This is a genomic window from Streptomyces sp. CB02058 (genome assembly GCF_001905505.1).
In the GTDB taxonomy this organism is placed as follows: domain Bacteria; phylum Actinomycetota; class Actinomycetes; order Streptomycetales; family Streptomycetaceae; genus Streptomyces.
Genome location: NZ_LIPG01000001.1, coordinates 384,234 through 407,681 on the forward strand (window position 1 = coordinate 384,234; position 23,448 = coordinate 407,681).

General features: G+C 71.5%; 20 protein-coding genes. 9 read left to right on the forward strand and 11 right to left on the reverse strand.

Annotation, left to right across the window (positions count from 1 at the left end; translation table 11 throughout):
* Positions 1-4 precede the first annotated feature (4 nt).
* The 3 genes from AMK10_RS01870 to recQ all read left to right on the forward strand — a co-directional run bounded on the left by AMK10_RS01870 (position 5) and on the right by recQ (position 5,332).
* Positions 5-1,576: an NADH-quinone oxidoreductase subunit M gene (locus AMK10_RS01870; protein WP_073744128.1), complete on the forward strand. Its 1,572-nt coding sequence runs from the start codon at positions 5-7 to the stop codon at positions 1,574-1,576.
* Positions 1,573-3,237: an NADH-quinone oxidoreductase subunit NuoN gene (gene nuoN / locus AMK10_RS01875; protein ID WP_198959606.1), complete on the forward strand. Its 1,665-nt coding sequence runs from the start codon at positions 1,573-1,575 to the stop codon at positions 3,235-3,237. Before AMK10_RS01870 ends, nuoN begins: the two co-directional genes overlap by 4 nt.
* 118 nt (positions 3,238-3,355) lie before the next feature.
* Positions 3,356-5,332, forward strand: coding sequence for a DNA helicase RecQ (gene recQ, locus AMK10_RS01880; protein WP_073744133.1), 1,977 nt, complete (start codon positions 3,356-3,358; stop codon positions 5,330-5,332).
* Positions 5,333-5,345: 13 nt separating this feature from the next.
* On the opposite strand, the gene AMK10_RS01885 is transcribed toward recQ, so the two are convergent.
* From AMK10_RS01885 to AMK10_RS01900, 4 genes are all read right to left on the reverse strand, one after another.
* Positions 5,346-5,954, reverse strand: a complete 609-nt coding sequence (locus AMK10_RS01885; protein WP_073744135.1) for a Uma2 family endonuclease — start codon at positions 5,952-5,954, stop codon at positions 5,346-5,348.
* Between the two features lie 189 nt (positions 5,955-6,143).
* Entirely contained in the window at positions 6,144-7,373 is a 1,230-nt protein-coding gene (gene fahA, locus AMK10_RS01890; RefSeq protein WP_073744137.1) for a fumarylacetoacetase, read from the reverse strand.
* 112 nt (positions 7,374-7,485) lie between these two features.
* The gene (locus AMK10_RS01895; protein WP_073744139.1) at positions 7,486-9,480 is read right to left on the reverse strand and encodes a CocE/NonD family hydrolase; all 1,995 of its coding nucleotides are present in this window, start codon (positions 9,478-9,480) and stop codon (positions 7,486-7,488) included.
* A gap of 9 nt (positions 9,481-9,489) precedes the next feature.
* The gene (locus AMK10_RS01900) at positions 9,490-10,989 is read right to left on the reverse strand and encodes a peptide MFS transporter (protein WP_073744141.1); all 1,500 of its coding nucleotides are present in this window, start codon (positions 10,987-10,989) and stop codon (positions 9,490-9,492) included.
* Positions 10,990-11,145: 156 nt separating this feature from the next.
* Between AMK10_RS01900 and AMK10_RS01905 the strand changes: the two genes are divergently transcribed.
* The 5 genes from AMK10_RS01905 to AMK10_RS01925 all read left to right on the forward strand — a co-directional run bounded on the left by AMK10_RS01905 (position 11,146) and on the right by AMK10_RS01925 (position 16,504).
* Positions 11,146-12,156 (forward strand): polyprenyl synthetase family protein, encoded by a 1,011-nt coding sequence (locus AMK10_RS01905; protein WP_073744143.1) that lies wholly within the window; start codon positions 11,146-11,148, stop codon positions 12,154-12,156.
* Positions 12,157-12,345: 189 nt separating this feature from the next.
* Entirely contained in the window at positions 12,346-13,566 is a 1,221-nt protein-coding gene (locus AMK10_RS01910; RefSeq protein ID WP_073744145.1) for a LolA family protein, read from the forward strand.
* Between the two features lie 225 nt (positions 13,567-13,791).
* A complete protein-coding gene (locus tag AMK10_RS01915; protein WP_073744147.1) occupies positions 13,792-14,781 on the forward strand; it encodes an ABC transporter ATP-binding protein in 990 nt (329 codons plus the stop codon).
* Positions 14,768-15,661, forward strand: coding sequence for an ABC transporter permease (locus AMK10_RS01920; RefSeq protein ID WP_073744149.1), 894 nt, complete (start codon positions 14,768-14,770; stop codon positions 15,659-15,661). The genes AMK10_RS01915 and AMK10_RS01920 overlap by 14 nt, the downstream gene beginning before the upstream one ends.
* Before the next feature lie 198 nt (positions 15,662-15,859).
* Positions 15,860-16,504 carry a TetR/AcrR family transcriptional regulator gene (locus AMK10_RS01925; protein ID WP_073744151.1) on the forward strand — a complete coding sequence of 215 codons (645 nt, stop codon included), beginning with the start codon at positions 15,860-15,862 and terminating at the stop codon, positions 16,502-16,504.
* A gap of 46 nt (positions 16,505-16,550) precedes the next feature.
* Here the strand turns inward: AMK10_RS01925 and AMK10_RS01930 are convergent, their stop codons facing one another.
* The 7 genes from AMK10_RS01930 to AMK10_RS01960 form a co-directional block, all read right to left on the reverse strand.
* Positions 16,551-17,096 carry a flavodoxin family protein gene (locus AMK10_RS01930; protein WP_073744153.1) on the reverse strand — a complete coding sequence of 182 codons (546 nt, stop codon included), beginning with the start codon at positions 17,094-17,096 and terminating at the stop codon, positions 16,551-16,553.
* A gap of 288 nt (positions 17,097-17,384) precedes the next feature.
* Positions 17,385-18,194 (reverse strand): HAD-IIB family hydrolase, encoded by an 810-nt coding sequence (locus AMK10_RS01935; RefSeq protein WP_073744155.1) that lies wholly within the window; start codon positions 18,192-18,194, stop codon positions 17,385-17,387.
* A gap of 66 nt (positions 18,195-18,260) precedes the next feature.
* Positions 18,261-18,710 (reverse strand): VOC family protein, encoded by a 450-nt coding sequence (locus tag AMK10_RS01940; protein ID WP_073744157.1) that lies wholly within the window; start codon positions 18,708-18,710, stop codon positions 18,261-18,263.
* Between the two features lie 107 nt (positions 18,711-18,817).
* Positions 18,818-19,267, reverse strand: a complete 450-nt coding sequence (locus tag AMK10_RS01945) for a hypothetical protein (RefSeq protein ID WP_073744159.1) — start codon at positions 19,265-19,267, stop codon at positions 18,818-18,820.
* 12 nt (positions 19,268-19,279) lie between these two features.
* The gene (locus AMK10_RS01950; protein ID WP_073744161.1) at positions 19,280-20,896 is read right to left on the reverse strand and encodes an FAD-dependent monooxygenase; all 1,617 of its coding nucleotides are present in this window, start codon (positions 20,894-20,896) and stop codon (positions 19,280-19,282) included.
* Between the two features lie 72 nt (positions 20,897-20,968).
* Positions 20,969-21,958, reverse strand: coding sequence for an EamA family transporter RarD (gene rarD, locus AMK10_RS01955; protein WP_073744163.1), 990 nt, complete (start codon positions 21,956-21,958; stop codon positions 20,969-20,971).
* 121 nt (positions 21,959-22,079) lie between these two features.
* Entirely contained in the window at positions 22,080-22,940 is an 861-nt protein-coding gene (locus AMK10_RS01960; RefSeq protein ID WP_073744165.1) for an SDR family oxidoreductase, read from the reverse strand.
* A 99-nt stretch (positions 22,941-23,039) separates the two neighbouring features.
* Between AMK10_RS01960 and AMK10_RS01965 the strand changes: the two genes are divergently transcribed.
* On the forward strand, positions 23,040-23,447 hold the full coding sequence (locus AMK10_RS01965) for a winged helix-turn-helix transcriptional regulator (protein ID WP_073744167.1): 408 nt from the start codon (positions 23,040-23,042) through the stop codon (positions 23,445-23,447).
* The last annotated feature ends 1 nt before the right edge of the window (position 23,448 follow it).

Genomic DNA, 23,448 nt, shown 5'->3' on the forward strand with positions numbered 1-23,448 from the left:
TCCCATGTCCTTTCCCCTCCTGACAGCGACGGCCGCGCTCCCGGCGATCGGTGCGATCGCCACCGCGGCGGTCCCGGCCGCCCGGCGCACTGCGGCCAAATGGCTGGCCCTGGCCGTCTCGCTGGCCACGCTCGTCCTGGCCGGCATCGTGTTCGCCCGCTTCGAACCGGGCGGCGAGCGCTACCAGCTCACCGAATCGCACGCCTGGATCAAGGACTTCGGCGTCCGGTACGAACTGGGCGTCGACGGCATCGGGGTGGCGCTCCTCGCGCTCACCGCGCTGCTGATCCCCTTCGTGATCCTCGCGGGCTGGCACGACGCCGACCCCCTGGAGACCAACTCCAGCCGGTGGCGCCCGACCCAGGGCTTCTTCGCCCTGATCCTCATGGTCGAGGCGATGGTGATCCTGTCCTTCGTCGCCACCGACGTCTTCCTCTTCTACATCCTCTTCGAAGCCATGCTCATCCCGATGTACTTCCTCATCGGCGGCTTCGGGGACCGGGCGCACACCGGCAGCGACGAGAACGCCGCAGCACAGCGCAGCTACGCCGCCGTGAAGTTCCTCCTCTACAACCTGGCCGGCGGCCTCATCATGCTGGCCGCCGTCATCGGGCTCTACGTCGTCGCGGGGAGCTTCTCGCTCTCCGAGATCGCCGAGGCCCGGGCCAACGGGTCGCTGGACATGGCGACCTCCACGGAGCGGTGGCTGTTCCTCGGGTTCTTCTTCGCCTTCGCGGTGAAGGCCCCCCTCTGGCCGCTGCACACCTGGCTGCCCAACGCCATGGGGGAGGCGACCACCCCGGTGGCCGTCCTCATCACGGCGGTCGTCGACAAGGTCGGCACCTTCGCGATGCTCCGCTTCTGCCTCCAGCTCTTCCCGGAGGCCAGCAAGTGGGCGACGCCGGTGATCCTCGTCCTGGCGCTGATCTCGATCATCTACGGCGCCCTGCTCGCCGTGGGCCAGCGCGACATCAAGCGGCTCATCGCCTACGCGTCGATCTCGCACTTCGGCTTCATCGTGCTCGGTATCTTCGCGATGACCAGCCAGGGCCAGTCGGGCGCCACGCTCTACATGGTCAACCACGGCATCTCGACGGCCGCGCTGATGCTGGTCGCCGGGTTCCTGATCACCCGGCGCGGCTCCCGGCTCATCGCCGACTACGGCGGGGTGCAGAAGGTGGCGCCGCTGCTGGCGGGGACCTTCCTGATCGGCGGTCTGGCCACGCTCTCGCTGCCCGGCCTCGCCCCGTTCGTCAGTGAGTTCCTGGTCCTGGTCGGCGCGTTCAGCGCGTACCCGGTGGTCGGCATCATCGCCACCGTCGGCATCGTGCTCGCCGCGCTCTACGTCCTCGTCCTCTACCAGCGGACGATGACGGGGCCGGTCAGGGAGGGCATCGGGGGCATGCCCGACCTCAAGGTCCGTGAGCTGGCGGTGGCCCTGCCGCTGATCGCCCTGCTGATCTTCCTGGGCGTCTTCCCGAAGCCGCTCACCGAGGTCGTCAACCCGGCGGTCCAGCACACCATGCACGACGTACAGAAGAAGGACCCCCAGCCCGAGGTGGAGGCCGCCAAGTGAGCGCAACAGCTGTCCACAGCCTGTGGACGACGGCGGGCGGGGTGACATCGGCAGCCGCGGGCGACAAGTTCACCGCCCCGACCATCGAGTACGCCCAGCTGGCACCCGTCCTGATCGTGGTCGGTGCCGCCGTCCTCGGAGTCCTCGTGGAGGCGTTCGTCCCACGCCGGGCCCGGTACACCACCCAGGTGTTCCTGACCGTCGTCGCGATCGCCGCCTCGTTCGCCGCGGTCGTGGGACTCGCCGCCGACGGGTACGCCACGAAGAGTGCCCACATCGCGGCCATGGGCGCCATCGCCGTCGACGGACCGGCCCTGTTCCTCCAGGGCACGATCCTGCTCGTCTCGATGGTCTCCGTCTTCACCTTCGCCGAGCGCCGCCTCGACCCCGCCTCGCACGGCAACCGCGTGGACTCCTTCGCCGCACAGGCGGGTGCCGTCCCCGGCAGCGACGGGGAGAAGGCCGCGGTCAAGGCCGGTTTCACCACGACCGAGGTCTTCCCGCTGACGCTCTTCGCCGTGGCGGGCATGCTGGTCTTCCCCGCGGCCAACGACCTGCTGACGCTGTTCATCGCGCTGGAGGTCTTCTCCCTGCCGCTCTACCTCCTGTGCGCCATCGCCCGCCGCAAGCGGCTGATGTCCCAGGAAGCGGCCGTGAAGTACTTCCTGCTCGGCTCGTTCGCCTCGGCGTTCCTGCTCTTCGGGATCGCCCTGCTCTACGGATACGCGGGCACCGTCTCGTACGCGGGCATCGCCAACGTCGTCGACGGCACCGTCCAGGAGATCGACCCGGCCCTCGCGAGCACCATGGGCAACGACGCGCTGCTCCTGATCGGCGGCGCGATGATCCTCATGGGCCTGCTCTTCAAGGTCGGCGCGGTCCCCTTCCACATGTGGACCCCGGACGTCTACCAGGGCGCCCCGACCCCGGTCACCGGCTTCATGGCCGCCGCCACGAAGGTCGCCGCGTTCGGCGCGCTCCTGCGCCTGCTGTACGTCGTGCTGCCGGGCCTCACCTGGGACCTGCGTCCCGTCATGTGGGGGGTCGCGATCGTCACGATGCTGGGCGGGGCGATCGTCGCGATCACCCAGACCGACATCAAGCGGCTCCTGGCCTACTCCTCGATCGCGCACGCGGGCTTCATCCTCGCCGGTGTCATCGCGGCCAGCCCGGACGGCGTCTCCTCGGTCCTCTTCTACCTCGGGGTGTACTCCTTCGTGACCGTCGGTGCCTTCGCGGTCGTCACCCTGGTGCGGGACGCGGGCGGCGAGGCGACCCATCTGTCGAAGTGGGCCGGTCTCGGAAGGCGCTCCCCGCTGACCGCGGCGGTCTTCGCGGTCTTCCTGCTCTCCTTCGCCGGTATCCCGCTCACCTCGGGCTTCTCCGGCAAGTTCGCCGTCTTCAAGGCGGCGGCGGACGGCGGCGCGGGCGGTCTGGTCGTGGTCGGTGTGATCTCGTCGGCCATCGCCGCGTTCTTCTACATCCGGGTCATCGTCCTGATGTTCTTCAGCGAGCCGAAGGCGGACGGCCCCACGGTCGCCGTCCCGTCCCCGCTGACGATGACCACGATCGCGGTCGGGGTCGCCGTGACCCTGGTGCTGGGCCTGGCCCCGCAGTACTTCCTGGACCTGGCGAGCCAGGCGGGAGTCTTCGTGCGGTGACGCACCGCACCACCACGACGACGCCGGACGGGCTTGGAAAGTCAAGCCCGTCCGGCGTTGTCACAGGCGGCGCCTATGGTTGCTGTGGACGGGTGAAGACGGACGGACGGGCGCGACCATGAGTGTGACGACCGAGAGCGCTGCGCAGCAGACGCTGCACCGGGTGTTCGGGTACGAGGCGTTCCGCGGCGAGCAGGGCGCGGTGATCGAGCATGTCGTCGAGGGCGGCGACGCGGTCGTGCTCATGCCCACCGGCGGCGGCAAGTCCCTCTGCTACCAGATCCCCGCCCTGGTCAGGCCGGGCACGGGCATCGTGATCTCCCCGCTGATCGCGCTCATGCAGGACCAGGTCGACGCCCTGCGCGCGCTCGGGGTCCGCGCGGGCTTCATGAACTCCACGCAGGACTTCGACGAGCGCCGCTCCATGGAGGCCCAGTTCGTCGCCGGTGAGCTCGACATCCTGTATCTGGCCCCGGAGCGGCTGCGGCTCGACTCCACGCTCTCCCTGCTCGCCCGCGGTGAGATCTCCGTCTTCGCGATCGACGAGGCCCACTGCGTCGCCCAGTGGGGCCACGACTTCCGCCCCGACTATCTGGCCCTCTCCGTGCTGGGCGAGCGCTGGCCCGACGTGCCCCGTATCGCCCTCACCGCCACGGCGACCGAGGCCACGCACCGGGAGATCACGCAGCGGCTCGGTATGCCCGAGGCCAAGCACTTCGTGGCCAGTTTCGACCGGCCCAACATCCAGTACCGCATCGTGGGGAAGTCCGACCCGAAGAAGCAGCTGCTCACCTTCCTCAAGGAGGAGCACGCGGGGGACGCCGGCATCGTCTACTGCCTCTCGCGCAACTCGACGGAGAAGACCGCCGAGTACCTCAGCCGCAACGGCGTCGAGGCCGTGCCGTACCACGCGGGCCTCGAAGCCGGGACGCGCGCCGCCCACCAGTCGCGCTTCCTGCGCGAGGAGGGTCTCGTCGTCGTCGCGACGATCGCCTTCGGCATGGGCATCGACAAGCCCGACGTGCGTTTCGTCGCCCACCTCGACCTGCCCAAGTCCGTCGAGGGCTACTACCAGGAGACCGGCCGCGCGGGACGTGACGGGGCACCGTCCACGGCCTGGATGGCGTACGGACTCCAGGACGTCGTCCAGCAGCGCAAGCTGATCCAGGGCGGTGAGGGCGACGAGGCGTTCCGGCGCCGCGCGGCCTCGCACCTCGACTCGATGCTGGCGCTCTGCGAGACCGTGCAGTGCCGCCGCGCCCAGCTCCTGACCTACTTCGGCCAGGAGCCCGGCGAGGAGACCTGCGGCAACTGCGACACCTGCCTCACCCCGCCCGAGACCTGGGACGGCACGGTGGTCTCCCAGAAGCTGCTGTCGACCGTGGTCCGGCTGAAGCGCGAGCGGAACCAGAAGTTCGGGGCCGGGCAGATCATCGACATCCTGCTGGGCCGCAGGACCGCGAAGGTGATCCAGTTCGACCACGACCAGCTGTCCGTCTTCGGCATCGGCGAGGAGCTTGCCGAGGCGGAGTGGCGGGGCGTGGTGCGCCAGCTGCTCGCGCAGGGGCTGCTCGCCGTCGAGGGCGAGTACGGCACGCTGGTACTGACCGAGGACAGCGGTTCCGTGCTCGGCCGGGAGCGCGAGGTGCTCCTGCGGAAGGAACCGAAGCGGCCGACGAGCCGGTCCTCGTCCGGCGGCGAGCGCAAGGCCAAGTCGGCGGCGGCAGCGGCCGACCTGCCGGCGGAGGCCGTCCCGGTCTTCGAGGCGCTGCGCGCCTGGCGCGGGGCCACGGCGAAGGAGCTGGGCCTCCCGGCGTATGTGATCTTCCACGACGCGACGCTGAGGGAGATCGCGACCCTGCGCCCGGGGTCCCTCACGGAGCTCGGCGGGGTCAGCGGGCTCGGTGAGAAGAAGCTCGCGACATACGGCGAGGGAGTGCTGGAGGTGCTGGCCGGACTGGGTGACGCGGCCCCCGCCGCAGCACCGGAGACGGCTCCCGCAGCGGCCCGGGCCCCGGAGCCGAAGGCGCCGCCGGCTGCCCCGGACGCCGACCCGGAGTTCGGCTGGGACGAGGAGCCGCCCGAGTTCGACTGAGCGGCAGCCGGGTCTACTCCGGCTTCGCTGCCCCGCGGCGCGACACGATCGCGGTCAGGTCGAGATCGATGGTGAAGGGAGCGGACACCTTCATCCGGTCATGGAAGATCCCCGTGGAGGTGTACGCGCCGGTCGCGGGTTCCAGCTCGAAGACATAGACGACCGCCCGGCCGTCCTGATTCTCCACCCGCCAGTAGTGCGGGATCTTCGCTCGGGCGTACTTCACGGGCTTGGTCTCCCGGTCACGGGTGACGGACTCGTCCGATACGACCTCGATCGCGAGCAGCACACTGCTCGCGGGGAACCGTGTCTGCCGCAAGCTCTCGACCGCGTCCGCGCGCACGACGACGACATCGGGTTCGGGCCGGTTCTGGAAGTCGACATCGATGGTGAATTCCCGGAAGACCTCCAGGTCGTGCGGCGCTACCGACTGCAACTGCCACTTGAGGTAGTCGATCGCACGCTCATGGAATACGGTCTGCGGACTCACGAAAACCAGGCTCCCGTCGATCAGCTCCGTGTGCGGAGGCAGACTCGGGAGTGTGTCCAGGTCATCGGCGGTCCAGCCGCCCACGGGCGGGACCGCCCACCGCGGCTCGGGGGCCTCGGGTTCGATGCTCATCAGTGCTCCCATGGGACGAAGCCTCGCGGGCCTGTTCAGCGTATCGGCAGAAAACGGCAGAAGCTCCCCCGAACGTGTGAACGCCTTTGGTGTCGCCGGCCACGTGCCCGCGCGCTCCCGGGTCCGGGGCTCGTCACCGTGGCCGGCACCGGTGCGGCCGCGATCGCCGCCGCACCGGCTCACGCGGCGTCAGGAAGCGGCCGTGATACGTCCCGTGACCTCGCCCAGCCCCACCCGGGTGCCGTGCGGGCCGGGAGCCCAGGCGGTCAGGGTGACCGTGTCGCCGTCCTCCAGGAACGTCCGCTTGCCCTCGGACAGGTCCAGCGGATCGCGGCCGTTCCACGTGAGTTCCAGCAGGGAGCCGCGCTGGGCGGGCTCGGCGCCGCTGACCGTGCCGGAGCCGTACAGGTCGCCCGTGCGCAGGGACGCGCCGTTGACCGTCATCTGAGCCAGCTGCTGGGCCGCCGTCCAGTACATGGAGGAGAACGGAGGCTCGGAGACGGTCTGCCCGTTGATCTCCACCGAGATCCGGATGTCGAAACCGCCGGGCTCCTCGTCGTCCGCGTCCTCCAGGTAGGGGAGCAGCTCGAAGTCCCGGGCGGGCGGGGCCGTGCGGGCCGCGTCCAGCGCCTCCAGCGGGGTCACCCACGCCGACACGGAGGTGGCGAAGGACTTGCCCAGGAACGGTCCGAGCGGCACGTACTCCCAGGCCTGGATGTCGCGCGCCGACCAGTCGTTGAGCAGGGAGAGACCGAAGACGTGCTCCCGGAAGTCACCGAGCGGGACCTGCGTGCCCTGTTCGGAGGGGACACCGACGACGAAGCCGACCTCGGCCTCGATGTCCAGCTTCACCGAGGGGCCGAACACCGGCGCCGGGTCGGAGGGTGCCTTGCGCTGCCCGGAGGGGCGCACCACATCGGTGCCCGAGACGACGACCGTGCCGGCCCGTCCGTGGTAGCCGATCGGCAGGTGCTTCCAGTTGGGGGTGAGGGCCGCGCCGTCGGGCCGGAAGATCCTGCCCACGTTGGTGGCGTGGTGCTCGCTGGCGTAGAAGTCGACGTAGTCGGCGACCTCGTACGGAAGGTGCAGCGTCACCTCGTCCAGCGGATACAGCAGGGGCTCCATGTCCGGGCGGTGCGCCGGGACGGTCACCCACGCCGTCAGGGCCCGCCGCACGTCCCGCCACGCGGTCCGCCCCGCCGCCAGGAGCGGCATCAGGCTCGGCTGCGCCAGCAGCCGGGCGTACGGCGAGCCGAGCGCGTGCGCCGCCGCGCCCGCGTCCAGTACGTGTCTGCCGACGCGGACGCCGACCTTGCGCTCCTGCGGGTGTCCGGGGGTGGAGAACACGCCGTACGGGAGATTGTGCGGGCCGAAGGGATCGCCCTCGGCCAGATCGAGCGGACTGCTCTGCTCGGGCATCTGTCGCTGCCCCTTTCCAGTGGCTTGAGGAACACACGGTACGTCGGCGGCGCCGGTCGGCGGCAGTGCCTCAAGTAGGCGTAATGCCCGGAAAGTTACGCGATAACCCTGGTCAGCCAGCCGTGCGGGGGATTCGTTTCTCCCAGGTCCGGTGGAAGACGACCTCCTCGCCGTCCCTGCACACGACCTCGTTGGAGGTGATGAAGTCGTCCGCGTCCGCACTCGTCTCCGAACGCGTCTCGATCCGCACGTCCCAGGACATCTCGGGGCGGTGCAGCCGGATCGCCCAGTCCGAGCGGGCCCTGGCCGACAGCGGGTCGTCCTGCTGGATGGTGTACGTCTCCAGGGCGTCCTCGGTGAACTCCAGACCGTCGGGGTAGACCCGGGTGCCGCCGTAGCGCGGATCGACCTCCAGACGCCATTCGCCCTTGGCGACGTCACGGACCACCAGGCGCTCCGGCCGGGGCTCTTCGAGCGTCACCGGATACACGACACCGAGCGGCTCCGACTGCTCCGGTTCGCCGAAGGTGATCGCCGGGTCCTCGGTGTGCCGGCGCACCGGGAGCTCGACGAGGCTGCCCTCCGCCTCCAGCGTGAAGCCCGCCGAACCGGCCTGGGGCCAGATCCACGGCCAGTACGAGGAGGAGATGGCGACCCGGATCCGGTGACCGGGCGGGAACGTGTGCCCGATGCCGTTCAGCTCGAAGTTCACGTACTCGGCCTCCCCGACGGGCCAGTCCTCGGCGCGGTCGCGCCCGTGACGGGCGGCCAGATTGAGGGCGCCGCGGGTCACCAGGGTGGAGGCCCCGTCCGGGGCCACGTCGCAGAGCCGCGCGATCACCTGGCCGCGCGGTACGTCCATCCGGAGCAGGAGCGTCACCCGGGGGCGGCCGAGGATCTCGATCGGGGCGTCCTCGACGGGGAACTCGAAGCAGACGGACTTGGCGTCCTCGTCGCGCTGGTCGGGCGGCAGGTCGGCCTCGTTGCCGAAGGGGAAGAAGCGTCCGGCGTCCAGCCCCGTCTGCTGCGGGGAGTCGACGGTCTGCGCCCCGCCCCCCAGGGCGTACGTGACCGGGGCGACGTTCTCCGACGGCCAGGCCGCGTCGCCGACCCAGCGGCCGGGCAGCGTCTCGTAGACCGTCGCGGGGCGGTGCGAGCCGCTGATCCAGGACCGCAGCAGGGGCTCGTTCATCACCCCGGTCTCCTTGTCCTTGAGGTGCTCGTCCCACCAGCGCAGCGTCTCCTGGAGGAAGCCGATCGAGGGCCCGGGCGGAAGCCCGCGGTCCGGGTACTGGTGCGACCAGGGGCCGATCAGCCCGCGCACCTGCCCGGGGTCCAGGTGCTCGACGAGCCGCAGGACGGTGTCGCGGTACGGGTCGTGCCAGCCGCCCACCGCCAGGACCTTCGCCTTGATCGCCCCGTAGTCCTCGCAGACACTGCCGTGCTTCCAGTAGTCGTCGCGGGTCTGGTGGGCCAGCCATGTGTGGATGAAGGGCTCCACCTTCTCGAGCCGCCGCAGCCACATGTCCCGCCAGTCGTCGCCGACGTCCGCGGGGTCCGGGGGCCGGGAGACGAAGGCCAGCATGGTGGAGGCCCAGGCGTGCATGTCCACGCCGAGGACGGAGCCGCCCATGTAGTGGACGTCGTTGTCGTAGCGGTCGTCCGCCGAGCACACCGTGACGATCGCCTTCAGCGGCTCGGGGGCGAGCGCGGCGATCTGCAGCGAGTTGAAGCCGCCCCAGGAGATGCCGAACATGCCGACCCGGCCCGAGCACCACTCCTGCTGGGCCAGCCAGTGCACCACGGCCACACCGTCGGCGAGCTCCGTCGCGTCGTACTCGTCGCCGGGCATCCCCTCGCTGTTGCCGTGCCCGCGCACATCGACACGGACGGACGCGTAGCCGTGGCCCGCGTACCAGGGATGGCGCTGCCAGTCGCGCGGCGCCGTCCAGTCGCTCAGCCGGTAGGGCAGGTACTCCAGCAGGGCGGGCACCGGCTCGTCGGTGACCGGCCGCCAGATCCGTGCGTACAGCTGCGTGCCATCCGCGAGCGGGATGTACAGGTCCTCGTGGATGGTCTCGTACGGGAATTCGGTGCGGATGTGCATGGCGGAACCTCAGTGGACGGGGTGCATGGTGCGCTTGAGCCAGGGAGCGGCGGCGATGACGGCCACACCGGCCGCCACCGCGATAGCGCCATTAACACCGAAGTAGGCGGGGTTGGAGACCTCGCCGTACAGCTTCACGATCTGTGCCTGGATGCCGTTGGCGAGGGCCAGGGACAGGAACCACAGCGCCATCGTCTGGCTGGCGAACGCCTTGGGGGCGAGCTTCGTGGTCGCGGACATGCCGGAGGTCTCCAGCAGGATGTCGCCGAGTCCGAGCAGCAGGTAGGAGCCGACGATCCACCAGGCGGCCATCCGGTAGGTGTCGTCGGCGTGCCCGGAGGTGGGCAGGACCATCAGCAGGAAGGACAGCCCGCCGAGGATCACCCCGATCGCGATCTTGTTGGACGCGTGCGGCTGGCGCGGTCCCATGCGGGCCCAGACGGCCGCGACGACGGGTGCGAGCGCCACCTCGAAGGCGCCCAGCGCGGAGGCGTACCAGCTGGCCGGGAAGTGGAAGCCGAAGATCTCCGTACGGGCGTTCGTCGAGGCCAGCAGCATCATCGTCGAGTACGCCTGGAAGAGGATGAAGTTGAAGACGACGGAGGCCAGGAACAGCACGACGTACGGCCGGAGCCTGCCGCGCTCCTCCGGGGTCACCCGGGGGCTGCGGAACATTACGACGAAGTACACGACGGGCGCGATCACCGAGATGAGGGTGAGCACATCGACGAAACGGTCGATCGTCAGCCAGCCGGCCAGCACCAGCGCGGTCGCCACCAGGGCGGCCACGACGACGCCGGCCACGATGAGCAGCACGGCCCGGCGCATGGCGTCCGGCGCCAGGGAGTATTCGGCGCCGTGCCTACGCCCGGCCAGGTGACGCCGGCCCACGACGTACTGGATCAGGCCGAGCGTCATGCCGAACGCGGCGGCCGAGAATCCCCAGTGCCAGCTGGCGTGGTCCCCCAGCCATCCGGTGACGAGCGGCCCGGCGAACGCGCCGATGTTGATGCCCATGTAGTAGAGCGCGAAGCCGGCGTCGCGACGGCTGTCCTCGGTGCTGTAGAGCTTGCCGACCATCGAGGCCACATTGGGCTTGAGCAGCCCGGTGCCCGCGCTGATCAGGCCGAGGCCCACCCAGGTCATCGTCGCGGTCGGCACGGCCATGGCGTAGTGCCCGCAGGCGATGAGGATGCCGCCGTACAGCACGGCGCGGTACGAGCCGAGGATCCGGTCGGCCAGCCAGCCGCCGGCGACCGAGACCAGATAGACGAGCGTGCCGTAGGCCGCGGAGACCGAGGCCGCCGTGCCCGGCTCCATGCCCATGCCGCCGTCGGACACCTTGTCGGCGAAGAAGAGGACCAGGATCGCCTGCATCCCGAGGAACGAGAATCTCTCCCATACCTCCAGCCCGGACAGGGTCATCAGACCCCGCGGCTGGCCGAAGAAGGCGGTGTCGTCGCCGGGCGGCGGCTGGGTCGGTTCCGTACCGGTCGTGGTGTGCGACAAAGCGAAAACTCCTGATCGTATGAGCTGATCCCGAACATACCGGCGGTGGCGGGAAGGCGCCCACGGTGATCCAAACGGGACCGGATACGCTGAGTTGAGTGATGACAGCGACACATCGACATTCAGTGTGATCGTCAGCAGACAGGAGATCCCCTCGTGACCGTCGTCGGGCCGTTCGGACTGCGCGTGCGGGACCAGGCGCTTGAGGCCGATGTCCAGGCCGGTTTGGCCGCTGTCGAGGCGGGGCTGCTGGATGCCACCAAAAGTGAGGTCCCGTTCATCACGGAGGCCGCACAGCACCTCGTCAGCGCGGGCGGCAAGCGCTTCAGGCCGCTGCTGGTGATGCTCGCCGCCCAGTTCGGCGACCCCGACGCCCCGGGCGTGGTCCCCTCGGCCGTGGTCGTCGAGCTGACGCACCTGGCGACGCTGTACCACGACGACGTGATGGACGAGGCGGACGTACGCCGAGGGGTGGACAGCGCCAACACCCGCTGGGGGAACTCCGTCGCCGTGCTGACAGGCGACTTCCTCTTCGCCCGTGCCTCGCACATCCTGGCCGACCTCGGCCCGCAGGCCGTACGCATCCAGGCCGAGGCGTTCGAACGTCTGGTGACCGGCCAGATCCTGGAGACCGCGGGCCCGCGCGACGGCCGCGACCCGGTGGACCACTACATGGACGTCCTGGGCGGCAAGACCGGATCGCTGGTCGCCGTGTCCGGGCGGTTCGGTGCCCTGATGGCGGGCGCCGACGAATCGGTCGTCGACATCCTCACCCAGTACGGCGAGCGCCTCGGCATCGCCTTCCAGCTCGCCGACGACGTCCTGGACATCGCCTCCGACTCCCACGAGTCGGGCAAGACCCCGGGCACCGACCTGCGCGAGGGCATTCCCACCCTCCCCGTACTCCATCTGCGCGCGCGGGCCGCGGCCGAGGGCCGTCCGGAGGACAAGGAGCTCGTCGCCCTGCTCGACGGCGACCTCGGCGACGACGCCCGGCTCGCGGAGGCGCTGAGCGCGCTGCGCGCCCACCCGGCGCTGGAGCAGGCGCGGCGGGACACCGTCCGCTACGCCCAGGAGGCCAGGGCGACCCTGGCTCCGCTGCCCGAGTGCTATGCGAAGGCCGCGCTGGAAGAGCTGTGCGACGCTGTGGTGCACCGCGCGGGCTGACCCCTAGGGGCCTTCCGCCGGGGTCATCCCGTAGAGGTACGCGCAGTTGCTCCCGAGGGCTGACGCTTGTTCCCGCCCGATTTGGTCAGATGGAAGACAACCACTCCTGACCACATCGGGTGAGAATGGCGGCGAGGAGTGGACACGTGCAACGGGATGGCAGCCGCCGACCACGGAGGTAGAGCACACATGGCACCGAACGACAGCGCGGAGACCAACGGCGAGGCCACGGGCACTGTCGTGGGCCGTCGGAAGGCGGCACGCTACATCGTCCCCTTCGCGGTGGCGGGAGTGGCGGCGGCGACGATCGGACTCGTCCCGGCGCTCGCGGACTCCGGCGACCCGGAGCTGCCGGACATCACCGCGCAGGAACTCATCGAGAAGATCGCCGCGTCGGACGAGGAACAGCTCTCGGGCACGCTGAAGGTCAGCACCGACCTCGGTATCCCCGCGTTCGGCGGGCTCGCCGGCTCCTTCGCCCCGGAGACGGGCGGCTCGGAGTCGAGCGCCGCACCGGACGCCAAGCTGATGGAGCTCGCCTCCGGGACGCACACGCTGCGGGTGGCGGTCGACGGCCCCGACAAGCAGCGCCTGTCCATCCTCGGCGAGGGCTCCGAATACAGCGTCGTCCACAACGGGGACGACGTCTGGGGCTACGACAGCGAGAGCAACGAGGTCTACCACGCGCGGTCCGACGCGCAGCCGGGGAAGACCGGGGAGCGCAAGGCGCCGAAGGAGGTGCCGGCCACTCCGAAGGAGCTCGCCGAGGAGGCGCTCGCCGCGGCGGGCGACACCACGTCCGTCACGGTCGACGGCACCGCGCAGGTGGCGGGACGCGACGCGTACAAGCTGCTGATCAAGCCGAAGCAGTCCGGTTCGACGATCGGGTCCGTCACCGTCGCGGTCGACGCCTCGACCGGCGTACCCCTGAAGTTCACGCTGGCACCGAGCAGCGGCGGCAAGGCCGCGGTCGACGCCGGCTTCACCAAGGTCGACTTCGCGAAGCCCGCCGCGTCCTCGTTCTCCTTCACCCCGCCCAACGGCGCGAAGGTGACCGAGGCCGACGAGCTGAAGGACGGGGCCGGGAAGGACGCCGCGGACAAGGCGCACAAGGAGCTCGGCGCGCTGGAGGACTTCAAGGGCCTCAACGTCATCGGTGAGGGCTGGAACGCCGTCGCCGAGATCGAGATCCCGGGCGGCGCCGGGCTCCCCGCCCAGGGCTCCGGCGACGTGCCGGCCCAGGCGCAGCAGTTCCTGGACGCCCTCGGCGACAAGGTCACCGGCGACTTCGGCTCGGGCACGGTCTTCAAGACGCGCCTGGTCAACGCCCTGCTGACGGACGACGGCAAGGTCTACGTCGGCGCGGTCACCCAGGACACCCTGGTGAAGGCGGCCGACACCGCCGAGTAGGACGCACCGCACGCCCCGCCCCGTCGTACGCTCCGTACGGCGGGGCGGGGCCGTACGCGGACGGGGTTCGTGCGGCGGACCGGCGGCCGTGCACCGCGGGACGGCTGCCGCACGGCCCGAGCGCGGCGAGGACGGCCGGCGGCTCGTACACGGCGGGGACGGACGGGCCCGTGCACGGCAGCACGGACGGCCCGTACACGGTGGGACCGAGGACCGGGAGTGCGCATGACCGACACAGCGGAGGCCGCGGCGGCGGTGCCGGACACGGAGGACGGGCCCGGCACCGTGATCGAGACGCACGGGCTCACCAAGCGCTTCCGGGGCGGGCGGCCGGCCGTCGACGGGCTCGACCTCTCCGTGCCCGCCGGGAGCGTCTTCGGCTTCCTGGGGCCCAACGGCTCGGGGAAGACCACCACGATCCGGATGCTCATGGGCCTCATCGACCCGACGGCCGGCACCGCCCATGTCCTGGGCCTGCCGATGCCCGGCGCGGCCCGCACCGTGCTGCCGCAGGTCGGCGCCCTGATCGAAGGACCCGCGCTGTACGGCTTCCTGACGGGCCGGGCCAATCTCGGGCGGTTCGACTCCGCCGACCCGACGGCGGACCCCCGCACCCGGCGCGCCCGGGTGGAGAACGCCCTGGAGCGGGTCGGGCTCGGCGCGGCGGCGGGGAAGAAGGCCAAGGCCTACTCGCTCGGGATGAAGCAGCGCCTCGGGCTCGCCGCCGCCCTGCTCCAGCCGCGCAGACTGCTCGTGCTGGACGAACCGACCAACGGGCTCGACCCGCAGGGCATGCGCGAGATCCGCTCCCTGGTCCGGGAGCTGGCGGCCGAGGGCACCACCGTCTTCCTCTCCTCCCATCTGCTCGACGAGATCGAACAGGTCTGCACCCACGCGGCGGTGATGGCCCGGGGCCGGCTCCTCGTCCAGGGCCCCGTCGCCGCGCTCGCCGCGGGCGCCCGGGGCCGGATCGCCGTCACCACCCCCGACCCCGGCGAGGCCGCCCGCATCCTCGCGGGGCACGGCGTGACCGGCCTCGTCACCGACGGGGACCGGGTGAGCGCCGACGCGCCGCCGGGCGAGGTGGAGCTCGCCGACCTCAGCGCCGCCCTGGTGCGCGGGGGCGTCCGCGTACGCGCCTTCGGCGTCGAACGGGCCTCCCTGGAGGACGCCTTCGTCGCACTCACCGGAGAGGGATTCGATGTCGCAGGCTGAACTCACCACCGCCGCCCCAGCGGCCGTCCCGCCGCGCCGCGCGCTGTGGACGCTCGGCATCCTCCGCTCCGAGCTGGTCACCACCCTGCGCAGATGGCGCACGGTGGCCCTGCTCGGAGTGCTGGCCGCGGTGCCCGTGCTCATCGGGATCGCCGTACGCATCGAGACCGGCGACGGCTCCCGGGGCGGGCCGGGCGGCGGCGGGGGAGGCCCCGCGTTCCTCTCCCAGGTCACCAACAACGGCCTGTTCCTGGTCTTCGCGGCGCTCTCCGCCACGCTGCCCGTCTTCCTCCCGATGGCCGTGGGCGTCATCGCGGGGGACTCCGTCGCGGGGGAGGCGAGCGGCGGCACCCTGCGCTATCTGCTGGTCGCCCCGGCGGGCCGCACCCGGCTGCTGCTCGCGAAGTACGCGTCGGTGCTGGTCTTCTGCCTGGCCGCCACCCTGGTCGTCGCGGTGTCCGCCCTCGTGACGGGGGCGCTGCTCTTTCCCGTCGGGGAGGTCACGACGATCTCGGGAACCCGGATCGGATTCGGCGAAGGGCTGCTGAGGGCCGGGCTGATCGCCCTCGTGGTGGCCGCCTCACTCGTGGGGTTCGCGGCGCTCGGGGTCTTCGTGTCGACCCTCACCAACAGCGGGATCGCGGCGATGGCCGCCACTGTCGGGGTACTGATCACCGCGCAGATCCTGGACACGATGCCGCAGCTGCACGCGATCCATCCGTATCTCTTCCCGCACTACTGGCTGTCCTTCACGGACCTGCTGCGCGACCCCGTCTACTGGGACGAGATGGTGCGGAACCTGGGTCTGCAGGCGCTCTACGCTGCGGTGTTCGGCTCGGCGGCGTGGGCGCGCTTCACGGCGAAGGACATCACCGTCTGAGGTGGCCCACCGAGGGCCGTCCGCACCGTCGGCCGGTCGAGCCGTCCCCCGATCGGCTCGTCGCGGCACGAACGGCACGAACGGTGTGCGGCACGGAACGTCACGACACGGTACGTTCCGTTTCCAGCCTCGTCATTGTTCGACTTCTGGCGACGACCTGTCAATAAGCGGTGTACGGAATCCCCCTATGCTCACCGAATGATCACATCGCCGAGTTCCCTGCGCCGCAGCGAGAGGTCACGAAGGGCGACGCTGGACGCCGCCCTGGAGCTGTGTACGGAGAGGGGATACGGCAGGACCACCGTCGAGGCCATCGCGGCGCGCGCCGGCGTGAGCAAGAAGACGATCTACCGCTGGTGGCCGTCCAAGGGCGCGGTGATGCTGGAGGCGTTCGCCGAGCTGCTCGCCGGTGCCACACCGTTCGTCGACACCGGCGACATCGAGGCCGACCTGCGGACACACGTCAACGGTCTGGTGAGGCTGATCTCCACACCGCCCTACGGCCCGGTCTACGGCGGTGTCCTGTCGGAGATGCATCACGACGACGCCCTCGCGCTGGCCGTACGCGAGGACCTGGTCGGCCCGCGCGTCGAGGCCGCCGTGGGGCGCCTGCGGCGCGCCCAGGAGCAGGGGCAGATACCGGACGGTGCCGATCTGCCGCTCGCGGTGGAGCTGCTCTACGGGCCCGTCTACTACCGCCATGTCCTGCGGAAGCCGGCGCAGGACGAGGCGACGGTCGCCGCCCTGGTCGCCCACGTCCTGGGGTCCCTGCGCGCCGCCCCGGGCGGGGCCTGCGGGGCCGTTCCCGCCCCGGCCCCGGCCCCGGACGGCACCGTCGGCTGAAGAAGCCCTCGCCGGCCGAAGGGGTCCTCGACCGGAGGGGCCCTCGTCAGCTGAAGAAGTCCTTCGCCCGCGCCGTGGCGCCGGTGTCGGACAGGACGTCGCCGGGCTTGCTGCCGTTGCCCAGCAGCACCCCGCCCCAGCGCATCCCGAGGTAGTGCGCCGAGTTCCGCAGCGTTCCCACGAGCGGCTCGGCGACCTCCGGGTCGTCGTCCGCGAGCGCCGTGACACCCCACAGGGTCTTCCCGGCCATCCGCCGCTGGAAGTCGGCCCCGGGGACCTCCAGCCAGCCCGACCAGTGGTCCAGGTAGCGCTTGGTCGAGGTGGAGACGGCGTACCAGTACAGCGGGGAGGCGACGACCACGTCGGTCGCGGCGAGGGTCGCCTCCAGCAGGGTCGCGGCGTGCCCGGTGGGGGCGTCGTGGCCGTCCGAGTGTCGGCGGTCCTCGAAATCCGGCAGCGGGAAGTCCCGCAGGTCCAGCCACCGCTGCTCCGTGCCGGGCGGGAGCTGCTCGGCCGCGAGCCGGGCGAGCCTCAGTGTGTTGCCGTCGGAGCGGCTGCTGCCCAGCAGGAAGAGGAAACTGCGTGTGCTCATGAGGTGCCCCCAATATGGCGCGTGCGGTTTTTACCGGCGTACGCATCATATGCATGTGCATGAAGTTTCCGGGAGGTGTTTTTCGGCCGCCGGGCCCAGGGGTGAAGTCCGGTCGTGGGGCCCCGGTCGTGAGGCCCCGCGTGCAAGGCCCCTGGCGTGAAGCCCCGGTCGTGAGGCTCCGCGTGCAAGGCCCTTGGTGTGATGCCCCGGTCGTGAGGCTCCGCGTGCAAGGCCCTTGGTGTGATGCCCCGGTCGTGAGGCTCCGCGTGAGCCGGCATGAGCGCGCCCTCAGTCGAACAGCCGCTCCAGGACCACCGCGACCCCGTCGGCCCCGTTCGACAGCGTGATCTCGTCGGCCTCGGCCTTCAGCTCCGCGTGGGCGTTCCCCATCGCCACCCGGTGGCCCGAGCGGCGGAACATCGGCAGGTCGTTGGGCATGTCTCCGAACGCCACCGCCCCGGCGAGGTCGAGGTCCAGCAGCCCGGCGGCCAGGGCGATGCCGGTGCCCTTGTCCACGCCGTACGGAGCCAGCTCCACCGTGCCGGGGCCCGCCATCGTCACGGACGCCAGATCGCCCACGGCGCCCCGCGCGGCGGCGGCCAGTTCGTCGTCCGTCAGCTCGGGGTGGCGTATGAGCACCTTGATGACCGGCGCCGCCCAGAGCTCCTGGCGCCGCCCGGCCCGCTGCGCGGGGAGGCCGGGGTGCGGCATGCGGTAGCCCGGCTCGATCAGTGTCCTGCCGTCGGGGCCGTCCTGGTCGACCGCGGCGAAGACCTGCCCCACCTCGGCCTCGATCTTGCCGAGCGCGGTGTCGGCCAGGTCCCGGTCCAGCGTCACCGAGCTCAGCATGCGGGCCGACCCGGCGTCGTACACCTGCGCGCCCTGCCCGCAGACCGCGAGGCCGTCGTAGCCGAGGTCCGTGAGCAGGGCGCGTATGCCGGGCACGGGGCGGCCCGTGACGATCAGATGCCGCGCGCCGGCCGACGCGGCGCGGGCCAGCGCGGCGCGGGAACGGGGGCTCACGGAGTCGTCGGAACGCAGCAGGGTGCCGTCCAGATCCGTGGCGACGAGGGTGTATGCGGCGGGTGGCGTGAACATGAGGTCAGCCTAGAGAGATCGCCTTCCGGTCGTACGCCGCTGACCTGCGAGGACGGCGGGCGCCTCTCAGTGGACGCAGAATTCGTTGCCCTCCGGGTCCTGGAGCACCGTCCACGAGCCCCCGGGGTGCTCGACGGCCCGCAGCACGCTCGCGCCCAGCCCCACGATCCGCTCCACCTCCGCCTCGCGCTCCCCGGCGGCCGAGTGGACGTCCACATGGAGGCGGTTCTTCACCGTCTTCGGCTCCGGTACGCGCTGGAAGAGCAGCCGCCGTCCGAGCCCGGTCCCGCTCTTCGCGTCGTACGGATCGTCCGGATGCCGTACCGCGACGAGATCGCGCCAGGCCCGGCGTCCGTGCGACTCGACCGTGGCGGCCTCGGGCGCCGCCCCGGCGGCGAGCAGTCCGGCGATCAGGGCGCTGTTGTCCTCGACGAGATAGCCGAGCGTCTCGGCCCAGAAGTCGGCCTGGGCGTGCGGGTCGCCGGCGTCGACGACGAGTTTCCAGTGCAGGGTCATGGGACCTGTTTATACGGCCGGACCGCGCCCGTGAACCGCGCGGCACGCTCCGGCGGACGGCCGGGTCCGGCGCGGACGGCCGGAAGGCGGGGGAGAGGCGCGGCGCCTCACCGCGGCGGGCAGGTCTCGCAGACGTGACCGCCGAGGGCCCCGAGCAGTTCGCCGGCCGCCGCGCGCACCGCCGGGTCCTCGTCCCCGGCCAGCCGCTCGGCGGTCGCCCGGCCCGCCAGGACCGCCAGATGCGCGTCCCTGGCCCACTCCGGGTGGTGGGCGTGACCGTGCGCGAGGATCGTCCCCAGCAGGGCGAGCACCCCGGCCCGGTCCTTCACCGTCTCCATGGCGGCGAGCTCCCAGAGGAACGGCACGGTGGCGACCGTCGCGTCGAACACGGACATCGCGGCTATCCACCGGCCGAGATCGCTGAGCGCGTCCTCGGCCGACTCGCTGTCGCCCCAGGCGATCCGTGAGAGGAGCCCGGGGACCTGGGACGCGGAGCCCTGGGCATGGCGCAGCTCATGCCACTGAACGTGCCTCATGTCCTTCAGGATGGTCCCCATCCGGGCACTCAATCAGCCTTTGCGTGTGCCGTCCACCATGCCTGCCCACTCCACGCGGCCCGGCTCCCGGGCCCCGTCGAGGGCGGCCAGATACTCCCGTACCGCGCGCTCGTCGCCCGCCTCCGCGATCAGTCCCACGTGGTTGTCGGGCCGGACCACGACGATGCCGTCCCCTCGGACCCCGTACGCAGTGCGGGCCAGCCCCTGCCGGTCGTGCAGGGCGGGCGGACCGGCCTCGGCCGTCCCGGCGGCCGGGGTCCCGGGGCCGTGCACCAGGCAGGTGCGCACCGCGTCACCGTGGGCCGAGGCCGCCGCGCGCAGGGCCGGTCCGGTGCCCGCACCGAAGCCCAGCACGGTGATGTGCGGTCCGGCGAAGATCCGGAAGAGCCGGGTGGGCTCGCCGGTCACCGCGTCGTGGCAGGGGGCGTCCGGCGCGCGGTCGCCGGACCGCAGCCCGTCCCCGCCCCCCGGCCGGGCGAGTGAGCTCCACCGGTAGCCCCGGTCGAGGCCCGACATGGACGGAGTGACGGCGCTGTCGAGCCCGCCGCCCGGCTTCGTGATCGCCTCCAGGGTGGCCCGCAGCCGCTCCGACGTGATGTCCAGCGTCCAGGCTGCGACCGGCAGCCGCTCCTCCTCGTAGGTGTCCAGCAGCTCCGCGCCCGCCCGGCGCCGCACCACCTGGGCGAGCTTCCAGCCGAGGTTGAAGGAGTCCTGGATGCCGGTGTTCATGCCGAGGCCGCCCGCGATGGCGTGCACATGGGCGGCGTCCCCCGCGAGCAGCACCCTGCCCACCCGGTAGCGGTCGGCCATCCGCACGTTGACCCGGTACGTCGAGAGCAGGGTGGCCCCGGTGAGATGGGCGGCGGGGAGCCGGGTGTGCCGGGCGAAGAGCCGCCGGAAGCCTTCCTCGGTGGGAGCGAGCGGCCGACCGCCGGAGTCCCTCTCCGGGCCGGACTGGAACCACCAGCCGGACCGGGTGCCGGGGATGGGGCAGAGCATGACGGCGCCGTCCGGGTCGAACCACTGGTGCCAGACGCCCCGGTCCAGCACGCCCGGGGTGATCTCGACGTCGCCGCAGACCATCACCTGCTCCTCGTCCGTCTCGCCGTCGAACGGGACGCCCAGCAGTTTGCGTACGCGGCTGTGGGCGCCGTCGCAGCCCACCACGTAGCGCGCCTCCGTGCGGGAGCCGTCGGCGAAGGCCACGGTCACCGAGGTCCCGTCGTCGGTGAGCCCCACGACCTCGGTGCCCGTCTCGACAGCGGCGCCGTGCTCGGCGAGGCGGTCGCGCAGGATCTCCTCCAGCCGCCACTGGGCGATCAGCCGGCCCCGGTCGTAGGGCGCGTCCGGGGCGGGCGAGGAGCCGGCGTACGGGTCGGTGTCGGCGACGGGCTCGCCGTCGCGGTACTTGCGCATGACCGGCGGCTCCGCGCTCGACTCCAGCACCGCGCCGATGACGCCGAGGTCCTCCAGGACCTCCAGCGAGCGGGGGTTGGGCCCCTTGGACCGGGAGCTGCGCGGATACTCCGGCGACCTGTCCACGATCCGCACGGCGATCCCGCGCCGGGCGAGATCGCACGCGAGCGTCAGTCCGGTCGGGCCCGCGCCCACGATCAGTACGTCGGTCATGCCTGCTCCTCGGTTCGCGTCGTCCTGCACAAGCCAGGAAAACGCAACCGAGTTAAAAAGGCAACTGGGTAATTATTTTATGACCGAGGTGTCCGACCCGGCCGGAGACGCGGCGGACGCTCCTGTGGGCGAGGCCGCCTCCGCGGCCCGCACGGCCAGACGCAGCGCCTCCGCCCGGGTGCGCCGCGCGGTCCGCAGCGCGTCCCAGGTCAGCATCACCAGCGCCACCCAGACCAGCCCGAAGCCCGCCCAGCGCTCGGGCGGCATCTCCTCGTGGAAGTACAGGATGCCGAGGCCGAACTGGAAGACGGGCGCCAGATACTGGAGCAGCCCCAGCACGGACAGCGGCACCCGGATCGCCGCGGCGCCGAAGCAGACGAGCGGGATCGCGGTGACGAGTCCGGTGGCGGCGAGCAGCGCTCCGTGGCCCGCGCCCCCGGAGAGGAAGGTCGCGTCGCCGCTCGCCCCGAGCCACAGCAGGAAGCCGAGCGCGGGCAGGAAGAGCACGGCGGTCTCGGCGGCCAGGGACTCCAGGCCGCCCATGTCGACCTTCTTCTTCGCCAGGCCGTACGTCGCGAAGGAGAAGGCCAGCACCAGCGAGATCCACGGGGGCTGTCCGTAGCCGATGGCCAGCACGAGCACCGCCGCGAAACCCGTCGCCACCGCCGCCCACTGCACGGGCCTCAGGCGCTCGCCGAGCAGCAGCACGCCCATGGCGATGGTGACCAGCGGGTTGATGAAGTAGCCGAGCGAGGCCTCGACGACATGGCCGTTGTTGACGGCCCAGATGTACAGCCCCCAGTTGACCGAGATCACGGTCGCGGCGACCGCGATCAGTCCCAGCCGCCGGGGCTGGTGCAGCAGCTCGCCGACCCAGGCCCAGCGGCGCAGGAACAGCAGGGCGATGCCGACGACCCCCAGCGACCAGACCATGCGGTGGGCGAGGATCTCCACCGCGCCCGACGGCTCCAGCAGCGGCCAGAACAGGGGCACGAGGCCCCACATCCCGTACGCGCCGATTCCGTACAGCAGGCCAGCACGCTGCTCGTTCTTCCCCTTCACGGGCCCTCCCCGGCACTCCTGGAGCCGGCGGTCGGCCGACTGCACGACGGTAGCGCCCGGGGGAGCCCTCTGTCATTGCCGTCTCATGGGAACGGTCGTGACATGTGGTGGGGACGTCCGCTCAGGCGGCGGCCACCGCCGCGGCGACCGTCTCGGCCAGGGGCGTCGCCGGGCGGCCGATCAGGCGGGCCAGGTCTCCGCTCGTACCGGCGAGCAGGCCGCGCGCGATCGCCTCGTCGACGTCGACCAGGATCGCGGCGAAGGGCTCGGGCAGCCCGGCCCCGACGAGGATCTCCTGGTGCACGGCGGCCGGGACGTTCTTGTACGCGATCTCCCGGCCGGTCGCCTCCGACACCACCGCGGCGTACTCGGCCAGCGACCAGGCGGTGTCCCCGCTCAGCTCGTACGCGACGCCGAGGTGTCCCTCGCCGGTCAGTACGGCGGCTGCGGCGTCCGCGTAGTCGGCGCGGGTGGCGACGGCGATCCGGCCCTCGCCCGCGTTGGCGACGACGGCGCCGTGCTCCAGGACCGGAGCCAGGTTCGCGGTGTAGTTCTCGGTGTACCAGCCGTTGCGCAGGAAGGTGTACGGGAGTCCGGAGTCCAGGATCAGCTGCTCGGTCACCTTGTGCTCGGCGGCCAGCTGGAAGTCCGCGTCCGGCCCGCCCAGCACGCCCGTGTACGCGAGCTGCGCGACCCCCGCCGCCCTGGCGGCGTCGATCACGGCGGTGTGCTGCGGAATCCGCCTGCCGACCTCGTTGGCCGAGATCAGCAGCACGCGGTCGCCGGCCCGGAAGGCGGCGGCGAGGGACTCGGGGCTGTCGTAGTCGGCGACCCGGATCTCGACGCCCCGGGCGGCGAGCGGGGCGGCCTTCTCCTTGTCCCGCACGACCGCGGCGACCGACTCGGCCGGGACGGTGGCGAGCAGCCGCTCGACGACGAGACGGCCGAGCTCGCCGGTGGCTCCGGTGACAACGATGCTCATGGGGTTCCTCCTGCTGCGCTGATCCTTGGGGCTCTTTGTACTCACTGTAGGACGTGCACTTTCCAGAAGAAAGTACCCACTTTGAAGTAAGGTACTGGTATGAGCGTAAGCACCAGCAGGACCGCCAGCGTCAACCAGCCGATGTGCCCCTCCCGGCTGGTGCTGGAGCACGTCACCAGCCGCTGGGGAGTCCTCGTGCTCGCGGCGCTGCTGGAGCGCTCGTACCGCTTCAGCGAGCTGCGCCGCACCGTGGGCGGCGTCAGCGAGAAGATGCTGGCCCAGACCTTGCAGACACTGGAGCGCGACGGCTTCGTGCACCGGGACGCCAAGCCCGTCATCCCGCCGCGGGTGGACTACTCGCTCACCCCGCTGGGCAAGGAGGCCGCCGACCAGGTCTGGGGTCTCGCCAGGTGGGCGGAGCGCCGCCTCGACGACGTCGAGACGTCCCGCCAGGCATACGACGGGGCCCGGAGCCGACCGGCTCCGGGCCCCGGCGACCAGGGGTGAC